Annotated in this window: 15 protein-coding genes; 4 read left to right on the forward strand and 11 right to left on the reverse strand. The window is 71.0% G+C overall.

The annotated features are described in order from the left end of the window. The first annotated feature begins 185 nt into the window (after nt 1-185). From DV20_RS06725 to DV20_RS06735, 3 genes are read left to right on the forward strand one after another with little or no spacing between them, the layout of a single operon-like run. Nucleotides 186-1,832 (forward strand): AMP-binding protein, encoded by a 1,647-nt coding sequence (locus tag DV20_RS06725; RefSeq protein WP_043777342.1) that lies wholly within the window; start codon nt 186-188, stop codon nt 1,830-1,832. Next, nucleotides 1,832-2,812 carry a phosphotriesterase family protein gene (locus tag DV20_RS06730; RefSeq protein ID WP_043777345.1) on the forward strand — a complete coding sequence of 327 codons (981 nt, stop codon included), beginning with the start codon at nt 1,832-1,834 and terminating at the stop codon, nt 2,810-2,812. Before DV20_RS06725 ends, DV20_RS06730 begins: the two co-directional genes overlap by 1 nt. A gap of 13 nt (nt 2,813-2,825) precedes the next feature. After that, entirely contained in the window at nt 2,826-3,452 is a 627-nt protein-coding gene (locus tag DV20_RS06735) for a TetR/AcrR family transcriptional regulator (RefSeq protein ID WP_043777347.1), read from the forward strand. Here DV20_RS06735 and DV20_RS06740 read toward each other — a convergent pair. The 11 genes from DV20_RS06740 to ligA all read right to left on the reverse strand — a co-directional run bounded on the left by DV20_RS06740 (nt 3,449) and on the right by ligA (nt 16,069). Beyond that, nucleotides 3,449-4,327 carry an alpha/beta fold hydrolase gene (locus tag DV20_RS06740; protein WP_043777350.1) on the reverse strand — a complete coding sequence of 293 codons (879 nt, stop codon included), beginning with the start codon at nt 4,325-4,327 and terminating at the stop codon, nt 3,449-3,451. The two genes, DV20_RS06735 and DV20_RS06740, sit on opposite strands and share 4 nt — an antisense overlap. A gap of 138 nt (nt 4,328-4,465) precedes the next feature. Further along, entirely contained in the window at nt 4,466-5,980 is a 1,515-nt protein-coding gene (locus DV20_RS06745; RefSeq protein ID WP_043777352.1) for a hypothetical protein, read from the reverse strand. Nucleotides 5,981-6,083: 103 nt separating this feature from the next. Beyond that, complete coding sequence (locus tag DV20_RS06750; RefSeq protein WP_043777353.1) at nt 6,084-7,178, reverse strand: acyl-CoA dehydrogenase family protein; 1,095 nt, start codon at nt 7,176-7,178, stop codon at nt 6,084-6,086. Next, a complete protein-coding gene (locus DV20_RS06755; protein WP_043777355.1) occupies nt 7,175-8,359 on the reverse strand; it encodes an acyl-CoA dehydrogenase family protein in 1,185 nt (394 codons plus the stop codon). The genes DV20_RS06750 and DV20_RS06755 overlap by 4 nt, the downstream gene beginning before the upstream one ends. Then, nucleotides 8,356-9,579 (reverse strand): acyl-CoA dehydrogenase family protein, encoded by a 1,224-nt coding sequence (locus tag DV20_RS06760; RefSeq protein WP_043777357.1) that lies wholly within the window; start codon nt 9,577-9,579, stop codon nt 8,356-8,358. The genes DV20_RS06755 and DV20_RS06760 overlap by 4 nt, the downstream gene beginning before the upstream one ends. Continuing rightward, the gene (locus DV20_RS06765) at nt 9,580-10,605 is read right to left on the reverse strand and encodes a phosphotransferase family protein (protein ID WP_043777359.1); all 1,026 of its coding nucleotides are present in this window, start codon (nt 10,603-10,605) and stop codon (nt 9,580-9,582) included. A gap of 140 nt (nt 10,606-10,745) precedes the next feature. Further along, the gene (locus DV20_RS06770) at nt 10,746-11,198 is read right to left on the reverse strand and encodes a MaoC family dehydratase (protein ID WP_043777360.1); all 453 of its coding nucleotides are present in this window, start codon (nt 11,196-11,198) and stop codon (nt 10,746-10,748) included. Nucleotides 11,199-11,203: 5 nt separating this feature from the next. Continuing rightward, on the reverse strand, nt 11,204-11,965 hold the full coding sequence (gene fabG / locus DV20_RS06775; protein WP_043777363.1) for a 3-oxoacyl-ACP reductase FabG: 762 nt from the start codon (nt 11,963-11,965) through the stop codon (nt 11,204-11,206). A gap of 203 nt (nt 11,966-12,168) precedes the next feature. Then, nucleotides 12,169-13,284, reverse strand: coding sequence for a polysaccharide deacetylase family protein (locus DV20_RS06780; RefSeq protein WP_043777365.1), 1,116 nt, complete (start codon nt 13,282-13,284; stop codon nt 12,169-12,171). A gap of 250 nt (nt 13,285-13,534) precedes the next feature. Beyond that, on the reverse strand, nt 13,535-13,975 hold the full coding sequence (locus tag DV20_RS06785) for a hypothetical protein (protein WP_043777369.1): 441 nt from the start codon (nt 13,973-13,975) through the stop codon (nt 13,535-13,537). A gap of 102 nt (nt 13,976-14,077) precedes the next feature. Next, entirely contained in the window at nt 14,078-16,069 is a 1,992-nt protein-coding gene (ligA, locus tag DV20_RS06790; protein ID WP_043777371.1) for an NAD-dependent DNA ligase LigA, read from the reverse strand. A gap of 114 nt (nt 16,070-16,183) precedes the next feature. Between ligA and DV20_RS06800 the strand changes: the two genes are divergently transcribed. Then, on the forward strand, nt 16,184-16,690 hold a 507-nt coding region (locus DV20_RS06800), incomplete at its 3' end, for an LLM class flavin-dependent oxidoreductase (RefSeq protein WP_043777396.1).

Genomic DNA, 16,690 nt, shown 5'->3' on the forward strand with positions numbered 1-16,690 from the left:
ACCATTTCGAACCGGGGTACGTGTACCCCGGTGAGGGCGGCATCTGGCCGCATTGTTTTGGCGCGGATTCGGTGCGCCGGAATTGCCGTGCGCGATTTCGGCGCGCCCGGCCGGGCTTGACGCGGCCCGTCGTGTCCTCCTAGCGTCGGCATACCGACCGGTCGGTGTCCAAAGGAGGTCGCTGGATGAGCTGGTACGACGCGAAGCCCTGGCTCGCGAGCTACGACGAACGGGTGCGGAACGCGGAACCGGCGAAGCCGACGACGCTGCCCGAGTCGTTCCGCCGGGCCGTGGACCACGTCCCGGACCGGGCGGCGATCGCGTACTTCGACGCGCGGCTGAGCTACCGCGAGGTCGACGAGCTCTCCGACGGCGTCGCGCGGTACCTGGCCGCCCACGGCTTCGTGCGCGGCGACCGGCTCGCCCTGGTGCTGCAGAACATCCCGCAGTTCGTCATCGCCCTGCTCGGCGCGTGGAAGGCCGGCGGGATCGTGGTGCCGGTCAACCCGATGTACCGCGAACGCGAGCTCACGCACGTGCTCACCGACGCCGGTGTGAAGGCGATCGTCTGCTCGCAGCGCGGCTGGAACGCCTACATCGGCAAGACGGCGGCCGCCTTGGACATCGCGCTCACCACCAGCGAACTCGAGTTCCAGACGCGCGACGACGAGCGCGTGCTGGGCAAGGTCGAACGGGAGGAGACGCCGGGCGCGACCGAGCTCCTGGAAGCCGCCGCCACGCCGGGCCCGAAGCCGCCCGAGCCCGCCTTCGCCGTCGACGACGTCGCGCTGATCAGCTACACCTCCGGCACCAGCGGTACCCCGAAGGGCGCCACCAACACCCACGGCAACATCGGCACCAACGCCGCGGGCCTCGGCTCGTTCAGCGGCCTGCCCGCCGGCTCGACGTTGTTCGGGCTCGCGCCGCTGTTCCACATCACCGGGATGGTCTGCGAGGTCGGTTCCGCGATCGACATCGCCGGCACCCTGGCCCTGGCCTACCGCTTCGAACCGGGTGTCGTGCTCGACGCGTTCCTCGAGCACAAGCCGTCGTACACGGTCGGGCCGTCCACGGCCTACATGGCGCTGATGGCGCACCCGTCGTTCAGCCGCGAGCACTTCGCCTCGTTCGCGCTGCTGTACTCCGGCGGCGCCGCGCTGCCACCCGCCGTCGTCGAGGCCTTCCGGGCGAAGACCGGGCACTACATCCACAACGGCTACGGCCTCACCGAGACCACGGCGGGCTGCATCGTCGTCCCCGGCACCCTGGAAGCGCCGATCGACCCGGAGTCCGGCACCATCTCGATCGGCCTGCCCGTACCGGACACGATCGTCCGGATCCTCGGCGAGAACGGCGAAGAGCTGCCGCCCGGGCAGGCGGGCGAGATCGCCGTCGAAGGCCCGATGGTCGTTTCGGGCTACTGGAACCGCCCGGATGCCACGGCCGAGGCCCTGCCCGGCGGGCGGCTGCTCACCGGCGACATCGGGTTCATGGACGAACGCGGCTGGGTCTACGTCGTCGACCGCAAGAAGGACATGATCAACGCGTCCGGCTTCAAGGTCTGGCCGCGCGAGGTCGAAGACGTCCTCTACACGCACCCGGCCGTCCGCGAGGCCGCCGTCGTCGGGATCGCGGACGAATACCGCGGCGAGACGGTCAAGGCGTACGTCAGCCCGGCCCCGGGGGCGACCGCCGACCCCGCCGAGCTGGTCGCCTGGTGCAAGGACCGGCTCGCCGCCTACAAGTACCCGCGCACCATCGAAGTCCTCGACGAGCTGCCGAAGACCACGAGCGGCAAGATCCTCCGGCGGGAACTGCGAGCGAGGGGCTGATGGTCGAGACCGTCCGCGGCGCGATCGCGCCGGAAGCGCTGGGCCGGGTGCTGATGCACGAGCACCTCTTCGTGCTGAGCCCCGAATTCGCCGAGAACTACCCGGAGGACGAGGGATTCCGCGAGGACGAGCACGTTCCCGAGGCGATCCGGCGGCTGAACGAGCTGAAGGCCGCCGGGATCGACACGATCGTCGACCCGACGGTGATCGGCCTCGGCCGCTACATCCCGCGCGTGCAGCGGGTGGCCGCCGAAGTCGACGTCAACATCGTCGTCGCGACCGGGCTGTACACGTACAACGACGTGCCGCACTACCTGCACTTCCGCGGGCCCGGCACGCTGCTGCAAGGCGAGGACCCGCTGATCGCGATGTTCGTCGGGGACCTGCGCGAGGGCATCGCGGGCACCGGCGTCAAGGCCGGCCTGCTCAAGTGCGCCACCGACGAGCCCGGGGTGACGCCCGGCGTCGAACGCGTCCTGCGCGCGGTCGCGCGGGCGCACGTCGAGACGGGCGCGCCGATCATGACCCACACGCACGCGGGCACGCGGCGCGGGCTGGAGCAGCAGGCCATCTTCGCGGCCGAAGGCGTCGACCTGACCCGGGTGCTCGTCGGGCACTCGGGCGACTCGACCGACCTGTCCTATTTGACGGAGCTCGCCGACGCCGGCTCGCTGCTCGGGATGGACCGGTTCGGCCTGGACCTGCTGCTGCCGTTCGAGGAGCGGGTCGACACGGTCGCGGCGCTGTGCGAACGCGGCTACGCGGGCAGCATGGTGCTTTCGCACGACGCGTCGTGCTACATCGACTGGCTGCCCGCCGCGCAGCTGCCGGCGATCGCGCCGAACTGGCACTACCTGCACATCACCCGGGACGTGCTGCCGGCGCTGCGGGAGCGCGGGGTGTCCGAAGCGGACATCACGACGATGCTCGTGGACAACCCGCGGCGGTTCCTGTCGTGGCGTTATCCTGGTGCGTCCTGAGAGGGGGTCCCGCGTGACTCGAGCAAGCACCCGGAAGCCGGGCGAGGCCACCGGCGACGACCAGGCCGCCGTGCCCCGGCGGCTGCTGGAGCACGCCACGAAGCTGTTCGCGAAGAAGGGCTTCGACCGCACGTCGGTCCAGGAGATCGTCGAGGCGGCGGGCGTCACCAAGGGCGCGATGTACCACTACTTCGGCTCGAAGGACGACCTGCTCTACGAGATCTACGCGCGCGTCCTGCGCGAGCAGACCCGCCAGCTGGAGAGCGTGGCGTCGTCGGACGCGCCGTTGCGGCAGCGGCTTTCCGCGGCGGCGTCCGACGTGGTGGTGTCGAGCATCGACAACCTCGACGACAACACGATCTTCCTGCAGTCGATGCACCAGCTGTCCCCGGACAAGCAGAAGGCGGTCCGGGCCGAGCGCCGCAAGTACCACGAGCGGTTCCGCGGGCTGATCGAAGAGGGCCAGGCGTCGGGCGAGTTCCGCACGGACAAGCCGGCCGACGTGGTGGTGGACTTCTTCTTCGGGTCGGTGCACCACCTGGGGTCCTGGTACCGGCGGAGCGGGTCGCTGACGGCCCGGCAGATCGGTGACCACTACGCGGACCTGCTGCTCGACGCCCTGCGGCCGCCGGTGGGCTAGTGCCGCTGGAGGTGGTCCAGCAGCAGGGCGCTCACCTCGTCCGGGGCCTCCATCGCCATCCACTGGCTGGCGCCCTCGATGATCTGGAAGCGGTACTCCGCGTCGATGTGGTGGACCGTCTGCTCCGCCGCGCTCTGGCCCAGGTACGGGTCCTCGCGGCCCCACAGGTACAGGGTCGGGACCTTGATGCGGCCCGCCGGGATGTCGAACTCGTCGTTCGTCGCGCCGCGGTACCAATTCAGCGTTGCCGTCAGGGCGCCCGGTTCGGAAAGGCGGGTCACCGCGCCTTCGACGACGGCTTCCGGAATGCGGCGGCCGTAAACCGCGCGTAATTGCGCGGCTTCGTCACGTAAGAGGAATCTTTCCGCTTTGCCGGCCTCGCGGCGGAAGAACCGGATGTAGCCGAGGTCGTGGAACTGGCCGTCGTCGGTGGCCACCGCTCGCCGGAGGGCCGCGGGGTGGGGGGTCGAGAGCACCGTCAGCGACCGGAGGCGGTCCGGGTGGGCCGCGGCGAGGACCCACGCCACCATGCCACCCCAGTCGCGGGCGATCAGGTGGAAGCGCTCCGCGCCCTGGCTGTCGGCGAACGCGAGGGCGTCGCCGACCAGGTCGTCGAGCGTGTAGTGCTCGACGCCGTCCGGGCGCGCCCCCTCGGCGAAGCCCCGCTGGTCGACCGCCAGGGCGCGGTAGCCGGCCTCGCCGAGTGCGTGGAGCTGCTCGGTCCAGGAGTCGGCGAACTCGGGCCAGCCGTGCAGCAGCAGGACCAGTTCGCCCGATGCGGGCCCGGCCGCCAGCGCGCTGTGGTGGTGACCACCCACGGTGACGATCGTGTGCTCCAGCGCGCCGGGGTCGGCCGGCGCGACGGCGGTTTCCATGGCGCACAGGTTAGAACCGGGAGTCGACGAGAACCATGGGAAGACGGGCATTTTTGTCACCCTTTTACCCGTGAAGTGGCCTGGCTCACAGAATTCTCGCTCAGGTGAGCGAAAATTCCGCACGAAACTGAATCTTCTTCACGAAGACCGGCCGAGCCGCTGCAGGTCGACCACGGCCTTGTCGAACGCGAAGACGTCGGCCGGGATGTGCTTCGCCGCATCCGCGTCCGTGCCGCCGAGAAGGGTGACGTAGCAGCCGTAGTCGATGGCGTACCCGTCGTACAGGCGCCCCGGCCGGCGCGGGTCGACGAGGCCGCGCCGGAGGATGTGGAGCAGCCGCGCGTCGCAGAGCGTGTCGATCGCCGCGGTGCGCTCCCGCGTGGGCAGCAGGAACGTCCGGCAGCGGCGCCGGCCGACCACTTCGTCGACCAGCAGGCCCAGGAGCCGGTCGGCGTCCTCGTCCCGGCGGATGACGGACTGCTTGTCCCGCAGGTACCAGTCCCGGGCCGCCCGGCGCACGTGCGCGCCCGTGATCCGCCCGCCGTGGGCGTGCTGGGCGGCCAGCGCCGCGATGTTGATCGCGTCGCGCGGGACGCCCTCGGCGGCCCGGACGAGCTCAGCGAACGCGCCGCCGTGGAAGGCCGCGTCGACGAACTCGCCGGGCACTTCCGTCCGCAGCATCGAGGTGAGGATCGGCCGGACGTGGCTGGCGAACAGCTCCCGGAAGAACGCCTGGGCCGCCTCCGGCGACTCGTCGAACACGAGGGCGTCGTCGAGGCTGACGGCGGACGCCGCGTCGGAGCCGACCTCGATGCCGAGGTAGTCGTCGTCGAGCGGGACGAAGAAGCGGGCGCGGTGCTCGATCGCGGCGATCTTCACCGTGACCCCCCGTACGGGCAGCACGCTGCGGCGCAGCAGGTCCGCGAGGAACGGCTGCAGGTCGAGCGGCACGCTGCTCCACTCGTCGAGCAGCAGCCACAGCCGGGCCGGCCGGACGCCGTCGGCGACGGCCTGGACGGCCCGGCTCAGCGGACCGAACAGCACCCGGTGCTGCTCGACGCCGGTGCGCTTCCGGCGGCTCGACGCCGTGGCCGACGTCTTGTGCCGCACGCCGGCTTTGGCGCCGCCTTTCGGCGCGAGCGACAATTCCGCCGCGCATTCCCGTTCGACGGCGTCGCCGACGGTCTGTTCCTGTTCGGTTTCGCCGACGACTTCCACTTCGGTGGCGGCCGACACCAGTGCGTCGAGACCGCGCAGAAGTGCGTCCTGGTCCGGAGAACGGTCGTCGACGGCGAAGGAGAAAAGCCGGTCGTGGACGGCTTCGAGGGTGTCGACCAGCAATTGCGTGCCGCGCTGGGCCGGGCTCAGCGCGGTGTTGGCGTACAGGCCGCCCGTGGAGCCGATCGTCCGCAGGTCCAGGTAGATCGCCAGGTCGCCGGTGCGCTCGAGGAGCTCCTGCAGGTGGAGCAACGCGTGCGTCTTGCCGGTGCCGCGGCGGCCGAACAGGATCTGGTGGTCGGCCGAATTGATCATCGCGGAAAACGATCCCGCGGCGACGTAGGTCGCGGCGAGGGCCGACCGGTCGGCGCTTTCGGCGCGCCGGGGAATGCGCATCAGAGCCTGGTTGAGGTGCCGCTGGATGGCCTGCGCCATGGGAGCCAGCGTACGGCAGCCGGCGTTCCGCCCGGCACGGCCGAATGTGTTGTGAAACGCGGAAACGGCCCGTTCCGGGGAACGGGCCGTCTCCGGGAGGAACCTAAGCGGGCAGGTCGACCAGGTCCGCCAGCCGGGCGCGGTGGCGTCCCGGGGTGCCGAGGGCGATCTCGTCCGCCTTCGCCCGCTTCAGGTACAGGTGGGCCGGGTGCTCCCACGTCATCCCGATGCCGCCGTGCAGCTGGATCGCCTCTTCGGTCGCCTTGACCGCGATCGGCCCGTTGCGGGCCTGCGCCACGGCCACCGAGATCGGCACGTCGGTGCCCGTGGCCAGGGCGTCCGCGGCGTTGCGGGCGGCCGCGCGGGCGAGCACCAGGTCCGTGTACAGGTTCGCCAGGCGGTGCTTCAGCGACTGGAACCCGCCGACCGGGCGGCCGAACTGGTACCGGCCCTTCAGGTAGGTCACCGTCTCGGTGAGCGCCCACTCGGCCACACCCGTCTGCTCGGACGCGAGGATGCCCGCGCCGAACAGCAGCGCCTGCTCCAGGGCCGCGGCGGCCTCCGGACCCGAAGCGACCAGCGTGGCGGGGGCGTTGTCCAGCGACACGTCGGCCACGCGCCGCGTCAGGTCGAACGACACCAGCTCCGACACCGTCGCCGCCGGCGCCTCGACCACGTACAGCGCCGGGCCGTCCGGGCCGGCGGCCGGGACGACGAGCAGGTCGGCCACCGACGCGTCGGCGACCGTGCCCACCCGGCCGCTCAGCGTGCCGTCCGCGGCCGCCGTCACCGACGACGGGAAGCCCGCACCCGGTGCCGTCGACAGCGGCACGGCCAGCGCGCCGATCGCCTGCCCGGCGGCGAGCTTGCCGACGAAGCCGCGGTCGGAGGTGTGCAGCAGCGCGGTCGTCGCCAGCACGACGCTGCCCAGGAACGGCACCGGCGCGACGCTGCGGCCCAGCTCTTCGGCCACGACGGCGACTTCGCGGGCCGAAGCGCCGTGGCCGCCCAGCTCCTCGGGCACGGCCAGCCCGGCCACGCCCACCTCGTCGGCCAGCGTGCGCCACAGCTTGAGGTCGTACGGCTCGGCCGTCTCCACGCGCGCCAGGAGCGCCTCGGCGCCGGCCTTGGCCTTGAGCAGGTCCCGGACGGAAGCCCGCAGGTCTTCCTCGACCTCGGAATACAGCAGATCGGTCATCGGGGGAGGTCCTTCCAGGCGACGTCCTTGTCGACGCGCGGCTCCGAGGGCAGCCCCAGCACGCGCTCGGCGATGATGTTGCGCAGGATCTCCGAGGTGCCGCCCTCGATGGAGTTGCCCTTCGCGCGCAGGTAGCGGTAGCCGGCTTCGCGGCCGTTGAAGTCGACGATCGCGGGCCGCCGGAACGTCCAGTCGTCGTAGGCCAGGCCCTCTTCGCCGAGCAGCTCGACTTCCAGGCCGGTGAGCGCCTGGTTGAGCTCGGAGAAGGCGACCTTCATGGCCGAGCCCTCCGGCCCGGGCGCGCCGACCGCGAGCTGCTGGCGCAGCCGGGTGCCGGCCAGCCGCAGCGTTTCCGCCTCGACCCAGCGCTGGACGAGCCGGTCGCGCAGCTCCGGCGTGCGCAGCTCGGGCCGCTCCCGCCAGGTCCTGGCGACGATCCCGATCAGGCCGCCTTCGCGGGGCTGGACGTGGCCGCCGATCGCGACGCGCTCGTTCATCAGCGTCGTCTGCGCGACCTTCCAGCCCTCGCCGACCGCGCCTAGGCGCTGGGTGTCCGGGATCCGGACGTCGGTCAGGAAGACCTCGTTGAACTCGGCCTCACCGGTGATCTGGCGCAGCGGCCGGACCTCGACGCCGGGCGCGGTCATGTCGCACAGGAAGTACGTCATGCCCTGGTGCTTCGGCACGTCCGGGTCGGTGCGGGTGACCAGGATCGCCCACTGCGACTCGTGCGCGCCCGACGTCCACACCTTCTGGCCGGTGACGATCCAGTCGTCGCCATCACGGACGGCGCGAGTGCCGAGCGCGGCGAGGTCGGAGCCGGCCCCGGGCTCGGAGAACAGCTGGCACCACACCTCCTCGCCGGTCCACAGTGGACGCAGGAAGCGCTCGCGCTGCTCCGGCGTGCCGAAGGCGAGGATGGTCGGCGCGGCCATGCCGAGGCCGATGCCGATCCGGCGCGGGTTGTTGTCGGGGGCGCCCGCGTCCGTGAACACCGCGTCCACAACGGACTGCAGTGCGCGCGGCGCGTTCTGCCCGCCGAGCCCGGCGGGGAAGTGGATCCAGGCCAGGCCGGCGTCGAACCGGGCCCGGAGGAACTCCAGCGAGTCGGTCGTCTTGGGATCGTGCGAGGCCAGGAATTCGGTGGCCTGGCGGGTCAGGTCTTCGGCGGTGACAGTCACTTCGCGCCCTCCGAGAGGTACTTCTTCAGTTCGCGCCGGGCCAGCGAGCGCTTGTGGACCTCGTCCGGCCCGTCGGCCAGGCGCAGCGTGCGGTTGCCCGCCCACATCGCGGCCAGCGGGAAGTCCTGGCTGACGCCGCCCGCGCCGTGCACCTGCACGGCCTTGTCGAGGATCCACTCGACGGTGATCGGGGTGGAGATCTTGATCGCCTGGATCTCGGTGTGCGCGCCCTGGTTGCCGACGGTGTCCATCAGCCAGGCGGTCTTGAGCACGAGCAGCCGCTGCTGCTCGATCTTGACGCGGGACTCGGCGATCCAGTCCTGCACCACACCCTGCTGGGCGATCGGCTTGCCGAACGCCTCGCGCGAGATCGCGCGGCGGCACATGAGTTCCAGCGCCCGCTCGGCCATGCCGATGGCCCGCATGCAGTGGTGGATCCGGCCCGGGCCGAGCCGGGCCTGGGCGACCGCGAACCCGTCGCCCTCGCCGGCGATCAGGTTCTCGACCGGCACGCGGACGTCCTCGAACAGGACTTCGGCGTGACCGCCGTGGTCGCTGTCGTCGTAGCCGAAGACGTGCATGCCGCGCTTGACCGTGACCCCCGGCGCGTCGCGGGGGACCAGGATCATGCTCTGCTGCTTGTGCGGCGCGGCTTCGGGATCGGTCTTGCCCATGACGATGAAGATCTTGCACGCGGGGTTCATCGCGCCGGAGATGTACCACTTGCGGCCGTTGATCACGTACTCGTCGCCGTCCCGCCGGATCGCGGTCTCGATGTTGCGGGCGTCGGAGGAGGCGACGTCCGGCTCGGTCATCGCGAACGCGGAGCGGATCTCGCCGTTCAGCAGCGGTTCCAGCCACTGCTTCTGCTGCTGCTCGGTGCCGAACATGGCCAGCACTTCCATATTCCCGGTGTCGGGCGCGGCGCAGTTGAGCGCGGCCGGCGCGAGCCGGATGCTGCGGCCGGTGATCTCGGCCAGGGGCGCGTACTGCAGGTTCGTCAGGCCGGCACCGTGCTCGCCGGGGAGAAAGAAGTTCCACAGGTCGCGCCGGCGGGCCTCCGCCTTGAGCTCCTCGACGACCGGCGGGATGGCCCACGGGTCGTCGCGTTCGGCGAGCTGCCGCTCGAACACCGGCTCGGCGGGGTAGACGTGCGAGTCCATGAACTCGAGGAGCCGCCCGCGCAGCTCCTCGGTCTTCTCGTCGAACGCGAAGTCCATTTACTTCTCCTCTTTGAGAATCTCGTTGCCGTGCGCGATGAGCGGCGCGACCCCGGCGCCGACGCCTTCGAAGCCCGCCCCGACCGTCTGGCCCTTGCTGAAGCGGTAGTAGATGCCTTCCAGGATCACGGCCAGCTTGAAGAAGGCGAAGCTGACGTACCAGTTCAGCTGCGAGACGTCCCGGCCGGAGAGCTCGGCGTAGCGGGCGACAACCTCGTCGGTGGCCGGGTAGCCCGGCGCCGAGCTGGCGTTGGAGACGAACGGCAGCGAGACCTTGTCGCGCTCGGCGTAGGCCACCAGCAGCGCGAGGTCGGTCAGCGGGTCGCCCAGCGTCGACATCTCCCAGTCGAGCACCGCGGAGATCCGGTCGTCCGCGTCGACCAGGACGTTGTCCAGGCGGTAGTCGCCGTGGACGATCGACGGCGTGCCGGACACCGGCACCGCGGCCGCGAGCCGGTCGTGCAGTTCGTCGACACCCGGGAGGTCGCGGCTGCGGGAGGCGTCCAGCTGCTTCTTCCACCGCCGCAGCTGCCGCTCCAGGAAGCCCTCCGGACGGCCGAAATCGGCCAGCCCGACGGCGGCCGGGTCCACCGCGTGCAGGTCCACGAGCGTGCCGACCAGCGCGTCGGCCATCGCCCGGGTGCGCTCGGGTCCGAGCTCGGCGAGCTCGGCGGCGGTCCGGTAGGGCGTGCCCTCGACGAAGCTCATGAGGTAGAAGGGCGCGCCGACGACGTCGGGGTCCTCGCACAGCAGCAGCGCTTCGGGCACCGGCACGGCGGTGTCGCGCAGGCCGGAGATCACCCGGAACTCGCGGCTCATGTCGTGCGCGGTGGGCAGCACGTGCCCGAGCGGCGGGCGGCGGACGACCCAGCGCGACCGGCCGTCACCCACCACGTAGGTGAGGTTCGACCGGCCGCCCTCCACGACGTCCGCGGTCAGCTCCCCGGCGACCAGGCCCGGCCGTCGCGCGTCCAGGTGGGCGCGCAGGCGGCCCAGGTCGAGACCCGGTGGGTCGGTCCGGCTCATCCAGCCTCCTCAAGCTCTCCCGTAAGCATACCGACTAGTCGGTATGTCGTACAGAGGTCGCCAGGAGGCGGCACTTTCACGTGAAAGTGCCGCTTTGTCGAGCAAAGCGCAGCTTTCACGTGAAAGTGACGCCTCAGTGGTCACGCGAGGAACCGGGTGACCCACTCGGCGACGCAGGCGGGCTTCGCTTCGCCGTCGATCTCGACCGTCCACTTCGACACCGCCTGCTTGCCGCCCGGGATGTCGGTGATCTCCACCAGCTCCGCCCCGGCGCGCACCTTCGAGCCGACCTTCACCGGCTGCGGGAAGCGGACCTTGTTGAGGCCGTAGTTGATGCCCATCCTGATCCCGTTGACCCGGTAGATCTTCGGGCCGAACGCCGACAGCAGCGACAGCGTCAGGAAGCCGTGGGCGATGGTGCCGCCGAACGGGCCCGCGGCCGCCATCGGCTCGTCGACGTGGATCCACTGGTGGTCATCGGTGGCGTCGGCGAACTGGTTGACGCGCTCCTGGGTGATGGTCAGCCACTCGCTGTACCCGAGGTGCTCCCCGGCCGCGGCGGCGAACTCGTCGAGGTTCTGGAACTCCCGCATCGGCCTCAGTCCTTCGGTCCGCCGGCGACGTAGATGACCTGGCCCGACACGAACCCGGCACCCTCGCTGACCAGGTACGACGCGAGGTGGGCGATGTCGTCGGGCGTGCCGACGCGCTGCACCGGGATCTGCGACGCGGCCGCCGCCTTGAAGTCCTCGAAGCCCATGCCGAGCCGCTCGGCGGTCGCCGCGGTCATGTCGGTGGCGATGAAGCCCGGCGCGATCGCGTTGGCGGTGATGTTGAACTTGCCGAGCTCGATGGCGAGGGTCTTGGTGAAGCCCTGCATGCCGGCCTTGGCGGCGGAGTAGTTGACCTGGCCGCGGTTGCCCAGCGCCGAGGTGCTCGACAGGTTGACGATCCGGCCGTACTTCTGCTCGGTCATGTGCTTCTGCACCGCGCGGGTCATCAGGAAGGACCCTTTGAGGTGCACGTCGAGCACGGAGTCCCACTCCTGCTCGGTCATCTTGAAGATCAGGTTGTCGCGGGTGATGCCGGCGTTGTTGACCAGCACGACCGGCGGCCCGAGCTCGGCGGCGACCTGCGCGACGGCGGCCTCGACCTGCTCGGCGTCGCTGACGTCGAGGGCGACCCCGACGGCCTTGCCACCCTTGGCGACGATGGCCTCGGCGCCCTGCTTGACACCGGCCTCGTCCAGGTCGAGCAGCCCGACGGCGAAACCGTCATCGGCCAGCCGCGCCGCGACGGCGGCACCGATGCCGCGGCCGGCACCGGTGACCACGGCGACACGGGAAGGGGAATCGGTCACGGGGGACCTCCTCGTCGTTGAGAAGCGGGCTCGTGCCCGCGAGCCTACTAAGCGGTTGGTCACAGACGATACGGGTCGCGGCCCGCATTTCGGTGCCAACGTACGCAGATTTCCGCCGCCGCGCCGGGTCCGCCGCGGTTTGCCGAGGAAGCCGCCGCGGCCGCAGGAGGCCGGTGGCCAACGTCACAACGGCGTCGCTTCCGTCAGCCGGCCTGGGCGAGCGGCATCGACCGGTAGTGCTCCAGCACGGCGGGGTCCTGCAGCGACATCCACTTCGTGACTTCGGCGTAGGTGGCGCACACGGTCTCGGGTTTGACGCACACCTCGCTCATGAAACTTTCCGCGGCCCGGGAGAAGGCACCGCCGGCCCAGTCGTTGAAGTGGTTGCCGATGACGAGCGGAGCCCGGTTGCCGTCGAAGGCGGCGCGGTAGGCGCCGCGGTAGGTCTCGAGCGTGGCCTGGGTGTACTGCCCGCCGTCGTTCTTGGCGTGGCCCAGCTGGTACCACAGGTTGTAGTCCATCATGATGACCTTCTTGTGCAGCGCGGGCACCTTCACGTACGGCATCCAGAACTCCCAGATGCCGTCGAGCCGGGTGGGCCACTTGACGCCGTCGGAGGGCTGGCTGGAGTCGAAGGTGTAGCCGGCGTCGCGCATGGCGGGGAAGGCCGCGGCCCAGTTGCCTTCGAGGCACGGCGTCCGGCCGCCGGTGACGTCCTTGGCGGACAGGTGCAGCCCCAGGCGATCGTGGGCGTCGTCGACGAAGCGGCTGAACTGCGCGATTTCGCCGGCCCAGCCCGGCGTGGTCCAGCGGCCGACGCTCGGCTCGGCGCCGGCGCAGAAGTGCCCGTTGTAGTGCGTGCCGATCTGGTGCCCCGCCGCGACGGCGGCGTTGAGGTCCTGGACGCGGGTGACCACTTCTTCGGCACTGCCGCCGAAACCGATCGAGGCGCTGCCCGGTTTGTGTCCGGGCCCGGTGTAGCGCGACCGCTGGTCGTCGGTGAGCAGGTAGATGCCGGAGAGGAAGCCGCTGAAGTGGGCGTTGACGGACTCGGCGAGGGAGAGGTAGCGGCGCCAGTGTTCGTGCGAGCCGGCACCGTCGAAGGAGAAGAGCACGAACTGCGGCGGCTTTTCCCCGGGGCGCAGCGGACGCATCCACGCCGGGGTCTGGGCGACGGGTGGGGCCGTCGCGGACGAGGAGGGCGGTGTTCCGCCGGCCCGCGGGCCGGGCTGGGCGTGGCCGCGGTCGAGGGTCACGATCAGGACGCCGGCCAGGGCCAGGGCGAGGGTGACGGTGAACCAGGTGCCCGGCTGTCGCATCCACCGTGACGAACGAGTACTCATGTGGCGCCCCCCCCTGTTACGTACCGTCACAGGGAGGACGTCAGAGACGCGTTTCGGTGTACTGGGGTGAGATGCGTAACTCGAAAGCAACGCTGTCGATGCACGGACAGTGGTCGCGTGGCCGTCGGCGACCACTCACCAGAGCTCTCCGGCACCCGCGAAGGCGCTCGGAGGATCGACCGCGCCGGTTCCCCGGGCCGTGGCCCGGGGAACCGTGCGCGGAGGCCTACCGCTTACAGGGCCCGAAGTACCGGCACTCGATCAACGCCCGCGGGTCGAGCGATCGCGCCCGCGGCTCGAGGGTCTCCAGCAGGGCGGCGATCTCGTCCAGCTCCACGACGCCGCCCGCCGTCAGGGGGAAGAACCGCTCCTCGGTGTCGTGCTCGGGGCAGCCGCTGCCGCGGAGGTTGCCCGCCGGGACGACGGCGAACACCTCGTCGCCCTCGTTGTCGAAGGTGAAGTAGCTCTGCAACCTCACCGGGGTCGTGTCGGCGACGTCGTTGATGTGCCGGCCGCCGAACGTGGCGGGGTAGTGCCAGCCCGCGTGGACGTCGTCGGCGAACCACACCCGTGCCGGGTCGCTGTCGCCGTCGAGGAGCCAGCCCCGTGCGGTGAGGAACTCGTGCACCCCGAGCTGGCGGGTGACCATGAGGTCGGACGTGGTCATCGCGGTCCCTTCGGACGAAGTCGGATACTCACGCTCAGTGTCGCGCTTGGCTGGTTTGCACGACCGGGTGACCCGCGTCCGGGAAGCGAGACGCTGGACCGGCTACACGATGCCCGCCGCGATCAGCTGCTGCCAGATCTCGCCCTGGTCGACGACTTCGACGCCGTGCTTCTCGGCCTTCGTCAGCTTGCTCGCCCCGACGTCCGCGCCGGTGATGAGCAGGTCCGTGCTCGCCGAGACCGACGTCGCCGTGGTCGCGCCCGCCTTCTCGCAGAGCCGCTGGAACGTCGGGCGGGGGACCTTCTCGCCGGATCGGGGGTCGCTGATCGCGCCGGTGACCACCACCGTCTTGCCCGCCAGCGGGGCGCCCGCCGCGACGACCGGCGGGAGGTCCTCCTCCCGCACGTCCAGCGAAACCCCCGCCTCCCGCAGGCGCTCGAGCTCGGGGCGCAGCCGGGTGAGGTGCTCGATGAGCGACGCGGCGACCTTCGGCCCGATGTCCTCCACGGCCACGAGCCCGTCGACGCCCGCGTCCGCGACATCTTCCAGTGAGCCGAACCCGGCCCGGCACAGGCGGGCGGCCGTGCCTTCGGACGCCATCGGGATCGCCAGCCCGATCAGCGCGCGGCGCAGGCCGACCGACCGGCTCGCGTCGATCGACTCGATCATCCGCGTGGCCGAGACCTCGCCGATGCGGTCGAACTCGAGCAGTTTCTCCTTCGTCAGCCCGTAGAAGTCCGACGGGTGCTCCAGGATCCCCGCCTCGGCCAGCCGTTCGATCCACACGCCGCCGATGGCGTCGATGTCCGCCGCCGCCCGCGACGCCCAGTGGATCAGCCGCCGGACGGTCTGGGCCGGGCAGGAGACGTTGGTGCAGAACAGTTCCCGGCTGTTGCCCTGCTCGGTCAGCGGCTGGCCGCACGACGGACACTCACTCGGCGGGACGATCTCCCGCTCGGCGCCGGTGCGCTTCGAGGCGTCGAGCACGCCGGCGACGAACGGGATGACGTCGCCGGCGCGGCGCACCAGCACGGTGTCGCCGATCTTGATGCCGCGGGCGCGGATCACCTCCTGGTTCGCCAGCGTCGCGCGGGTGACCGTGGTCCCGCCCACGAACACCGGTTCCAGCCAGGCGACCGGGGCGATCTTGCCGGTCTTGCCGACGTCCCAGACCACATCGGACAGCACCGTGGTCTTCTCCTCGGCCGCGAACTTGAACGCCAGCGCCCCGCGCGGCGAGCTCGACCGGGTGCCGGCCGCGGCGTAGGCGTCCCGGCTCGCCAGCCGCAGCACCGCGCCGTCGAGGTCGTAGTCCAGGTCGTTGCGCTGCCGCTCGATCTCGCCGATCACGTCCTGCGCCGCGGCGGGGTCCGCGCAGCGCCGCATGTCGGCCGCGGTGAAGCCGAGCGAGTGCAGTGCGCTGCCGAGGTCGGTCTCCGCGCTGTCGGGTTCGGTGTACAGGTCGAAGGCGAAGAACCGCAGCCGCCGCTCGGCGACGGTGGCCGGGTCCTTCGCGCGCAGCGTGCCGGCGGCCGCGTTGCGTGGGTTGATCAGCGGCTTGTCCGAGTGGGCGGTGTTGTAGGCGGCGAAGGTGGACCGCAGCATGACGGCCTCGCCGCGGACCTCCACGCGGCCGGGCGCGTCGACCTGCTCCGGGATCCCGTCGGTCAGGGCCCGCACGAGCACCGTGACGTCGTCGCCGGTCGTGCCGTCGCCGCGGGTGACCGCCCTGGCCAGGCGCCCGTTTTCGTAGACGACGGCCAGCGACAGGCCGTCGAGCTTCGGCATGACGACCACCGGCTGGCCGGGGAAGCGGCCGAAGAAGGCCTCGACCTGCTCGGGTTTGGTCGCCTTCTCCAGCGACAGCATCGGGCGCGAGTGCCGGATCGGCGCGTGCAGCACCGCGGGCGCGCCGACCTGGTCGAGCGGGTTCGGGTCGGGCGTGAGCTCCGGGTGCCCCTCGATCAGGCTCCGCAGCTCGTCTTCGACCGCGTCGTACTCCGCGTCGGCCACCAGCGGCGAGCCACGGTAGTAGGCGTCGCGCAGCACCGTGATGCGGTCGGCGAGTTCCTGGATGCGTTCCTGAGCGTTCACGGGGAGGACGTTACCGGGCACCACCGACAAAACCCGCCCGCCGCGAGCCCGGCGGCTCGCCGGGGCTCCCGCAAGACCGCAACCTGGAACAACTCCAGGGTTACGGTCAAGATCATGCGATTCGCCATCAAGACCTCGCCCCAGAACACCGAATGGGCCGACATGCTCGCCGTCTGGCGGGCCGCGGACGACATCGAGCTGTTCGAGTCCGGCTGGACCTTCGACCACTTCTACCCGATCTTCTCCGATCCGACCGGACCGTGCCTGGAAGGCTGGGTGACGCTCACCGCGCTGGCCCAGGCCACCCGGCGCCTCCGGCTGGGCACGCTGGTCAGCGGCATCCACTACCGCCACCCGGCGCTGCTGGCGAACATGGCCGCCACCCTCGACATCGTCTCCGGCGGGCGGCTGGAGATCGGCGTCGGCGCCGGCTGGAACGAAGAGGAGTCCGGCGCGTACGGCATGGAGCTGGGCTCGATCAAGGCGCGCAGCGACCGCTTCGAGGAAGCGTGCGAGGTCCTCGTCGGGCTGCTGACGCAGGAGACCACGACGTTCCGCGGCGAGCACTACCAGCTGACCGACGCCCGCTGCGAGCCGAAGGGCGTCCAGCGGCCGCACCCG

Origin of the sequence: Amycolatopsis rifamycinica (genome assembly GCF_000695625.1) — a bacterium.
Lineage (GTDB): Bacteria > Actinomycetota > Actinomycetes > Mycobacteriales > Pseudonocardiaceae > Amycolatopsis > Amycolatopsis rifamycinica.

Excerpts from the sequence above, each read along its gene's own strand:
- DV20_RS06750 (WP_043777353.1), bottom strand. The coding sequence starts at position 7,178 with ATGACCGATCTGCTGTATTCCGAGGTCGAGGAAGACCTGCGGGCTTCC.
- DV20_RS06765 (WP_043777359.1), bottom strand. The coding sequence starts at position 10,605 with ATGAGCCGGACCGACCCACCGGGTCTCGACCTGGGCCGCCTGCGCGCC.
- DV20_RS06785 (WP_043777369.1), bottom strand. The coding sequence starts at position 13,975 with ATGACCACGTCCGACCTCATGGTCACCCGCCAGCTCGGGGTGCACGAG.
- DV20_RS06745 (WP_043777352.1), bottom strand. The coding sequence starts at position 5,980 with ATGGCGCAGGCCATCCAGCGGCACCTCAACCAGGCTCTGATGCGCATT.
- DV20_RS06760 (WP_043777357.1), bottom strand. The coding sequence starts at position 9,579 with ATGGACTTCGCGTTCGACGAGAAGACCGAGGAGCTGCGCGGGCGGCTC.
- DV20_RS06780 (WP_043777365.1), bottom strand. The coding sequence starts at position 13,284 with ATGCGACAGCCGGGCACCTGGTTCACCGTCACCCTCGCCCTGGCCCTG.
- DV20_RS06770 (WP_043777360.1), bottom strand. The coding sequence starts at position 11,198 with ATGCGGGAGTTCCAGAACCTCGACGAGTTCGCCGCCGCGGCCGGGGAG.
- DV20_RS06730 (WP_043777345.1), top strand. The coding sequence starts at position 1,832 with ATGGTCGAGACCGTCCGCGGCGCGATCGCGCCGGAAGCGCTGGGCCGG.
- DV20_RS06740 (WP_043777350.1), bottom strand. The coding sequence starts at position 4,327 with ATGGAAACCGCCGTCGCGCCGGCCGACCCCGGCGCGCTGGAGCACACG.
- DV20_RS06725 (WP_043777342.1), top strand. The coding sequence starts at position 186 with ATGAGCTGGTACGACGCGAAGCCCTGGCTCGCGAGCTACGACGAACGG.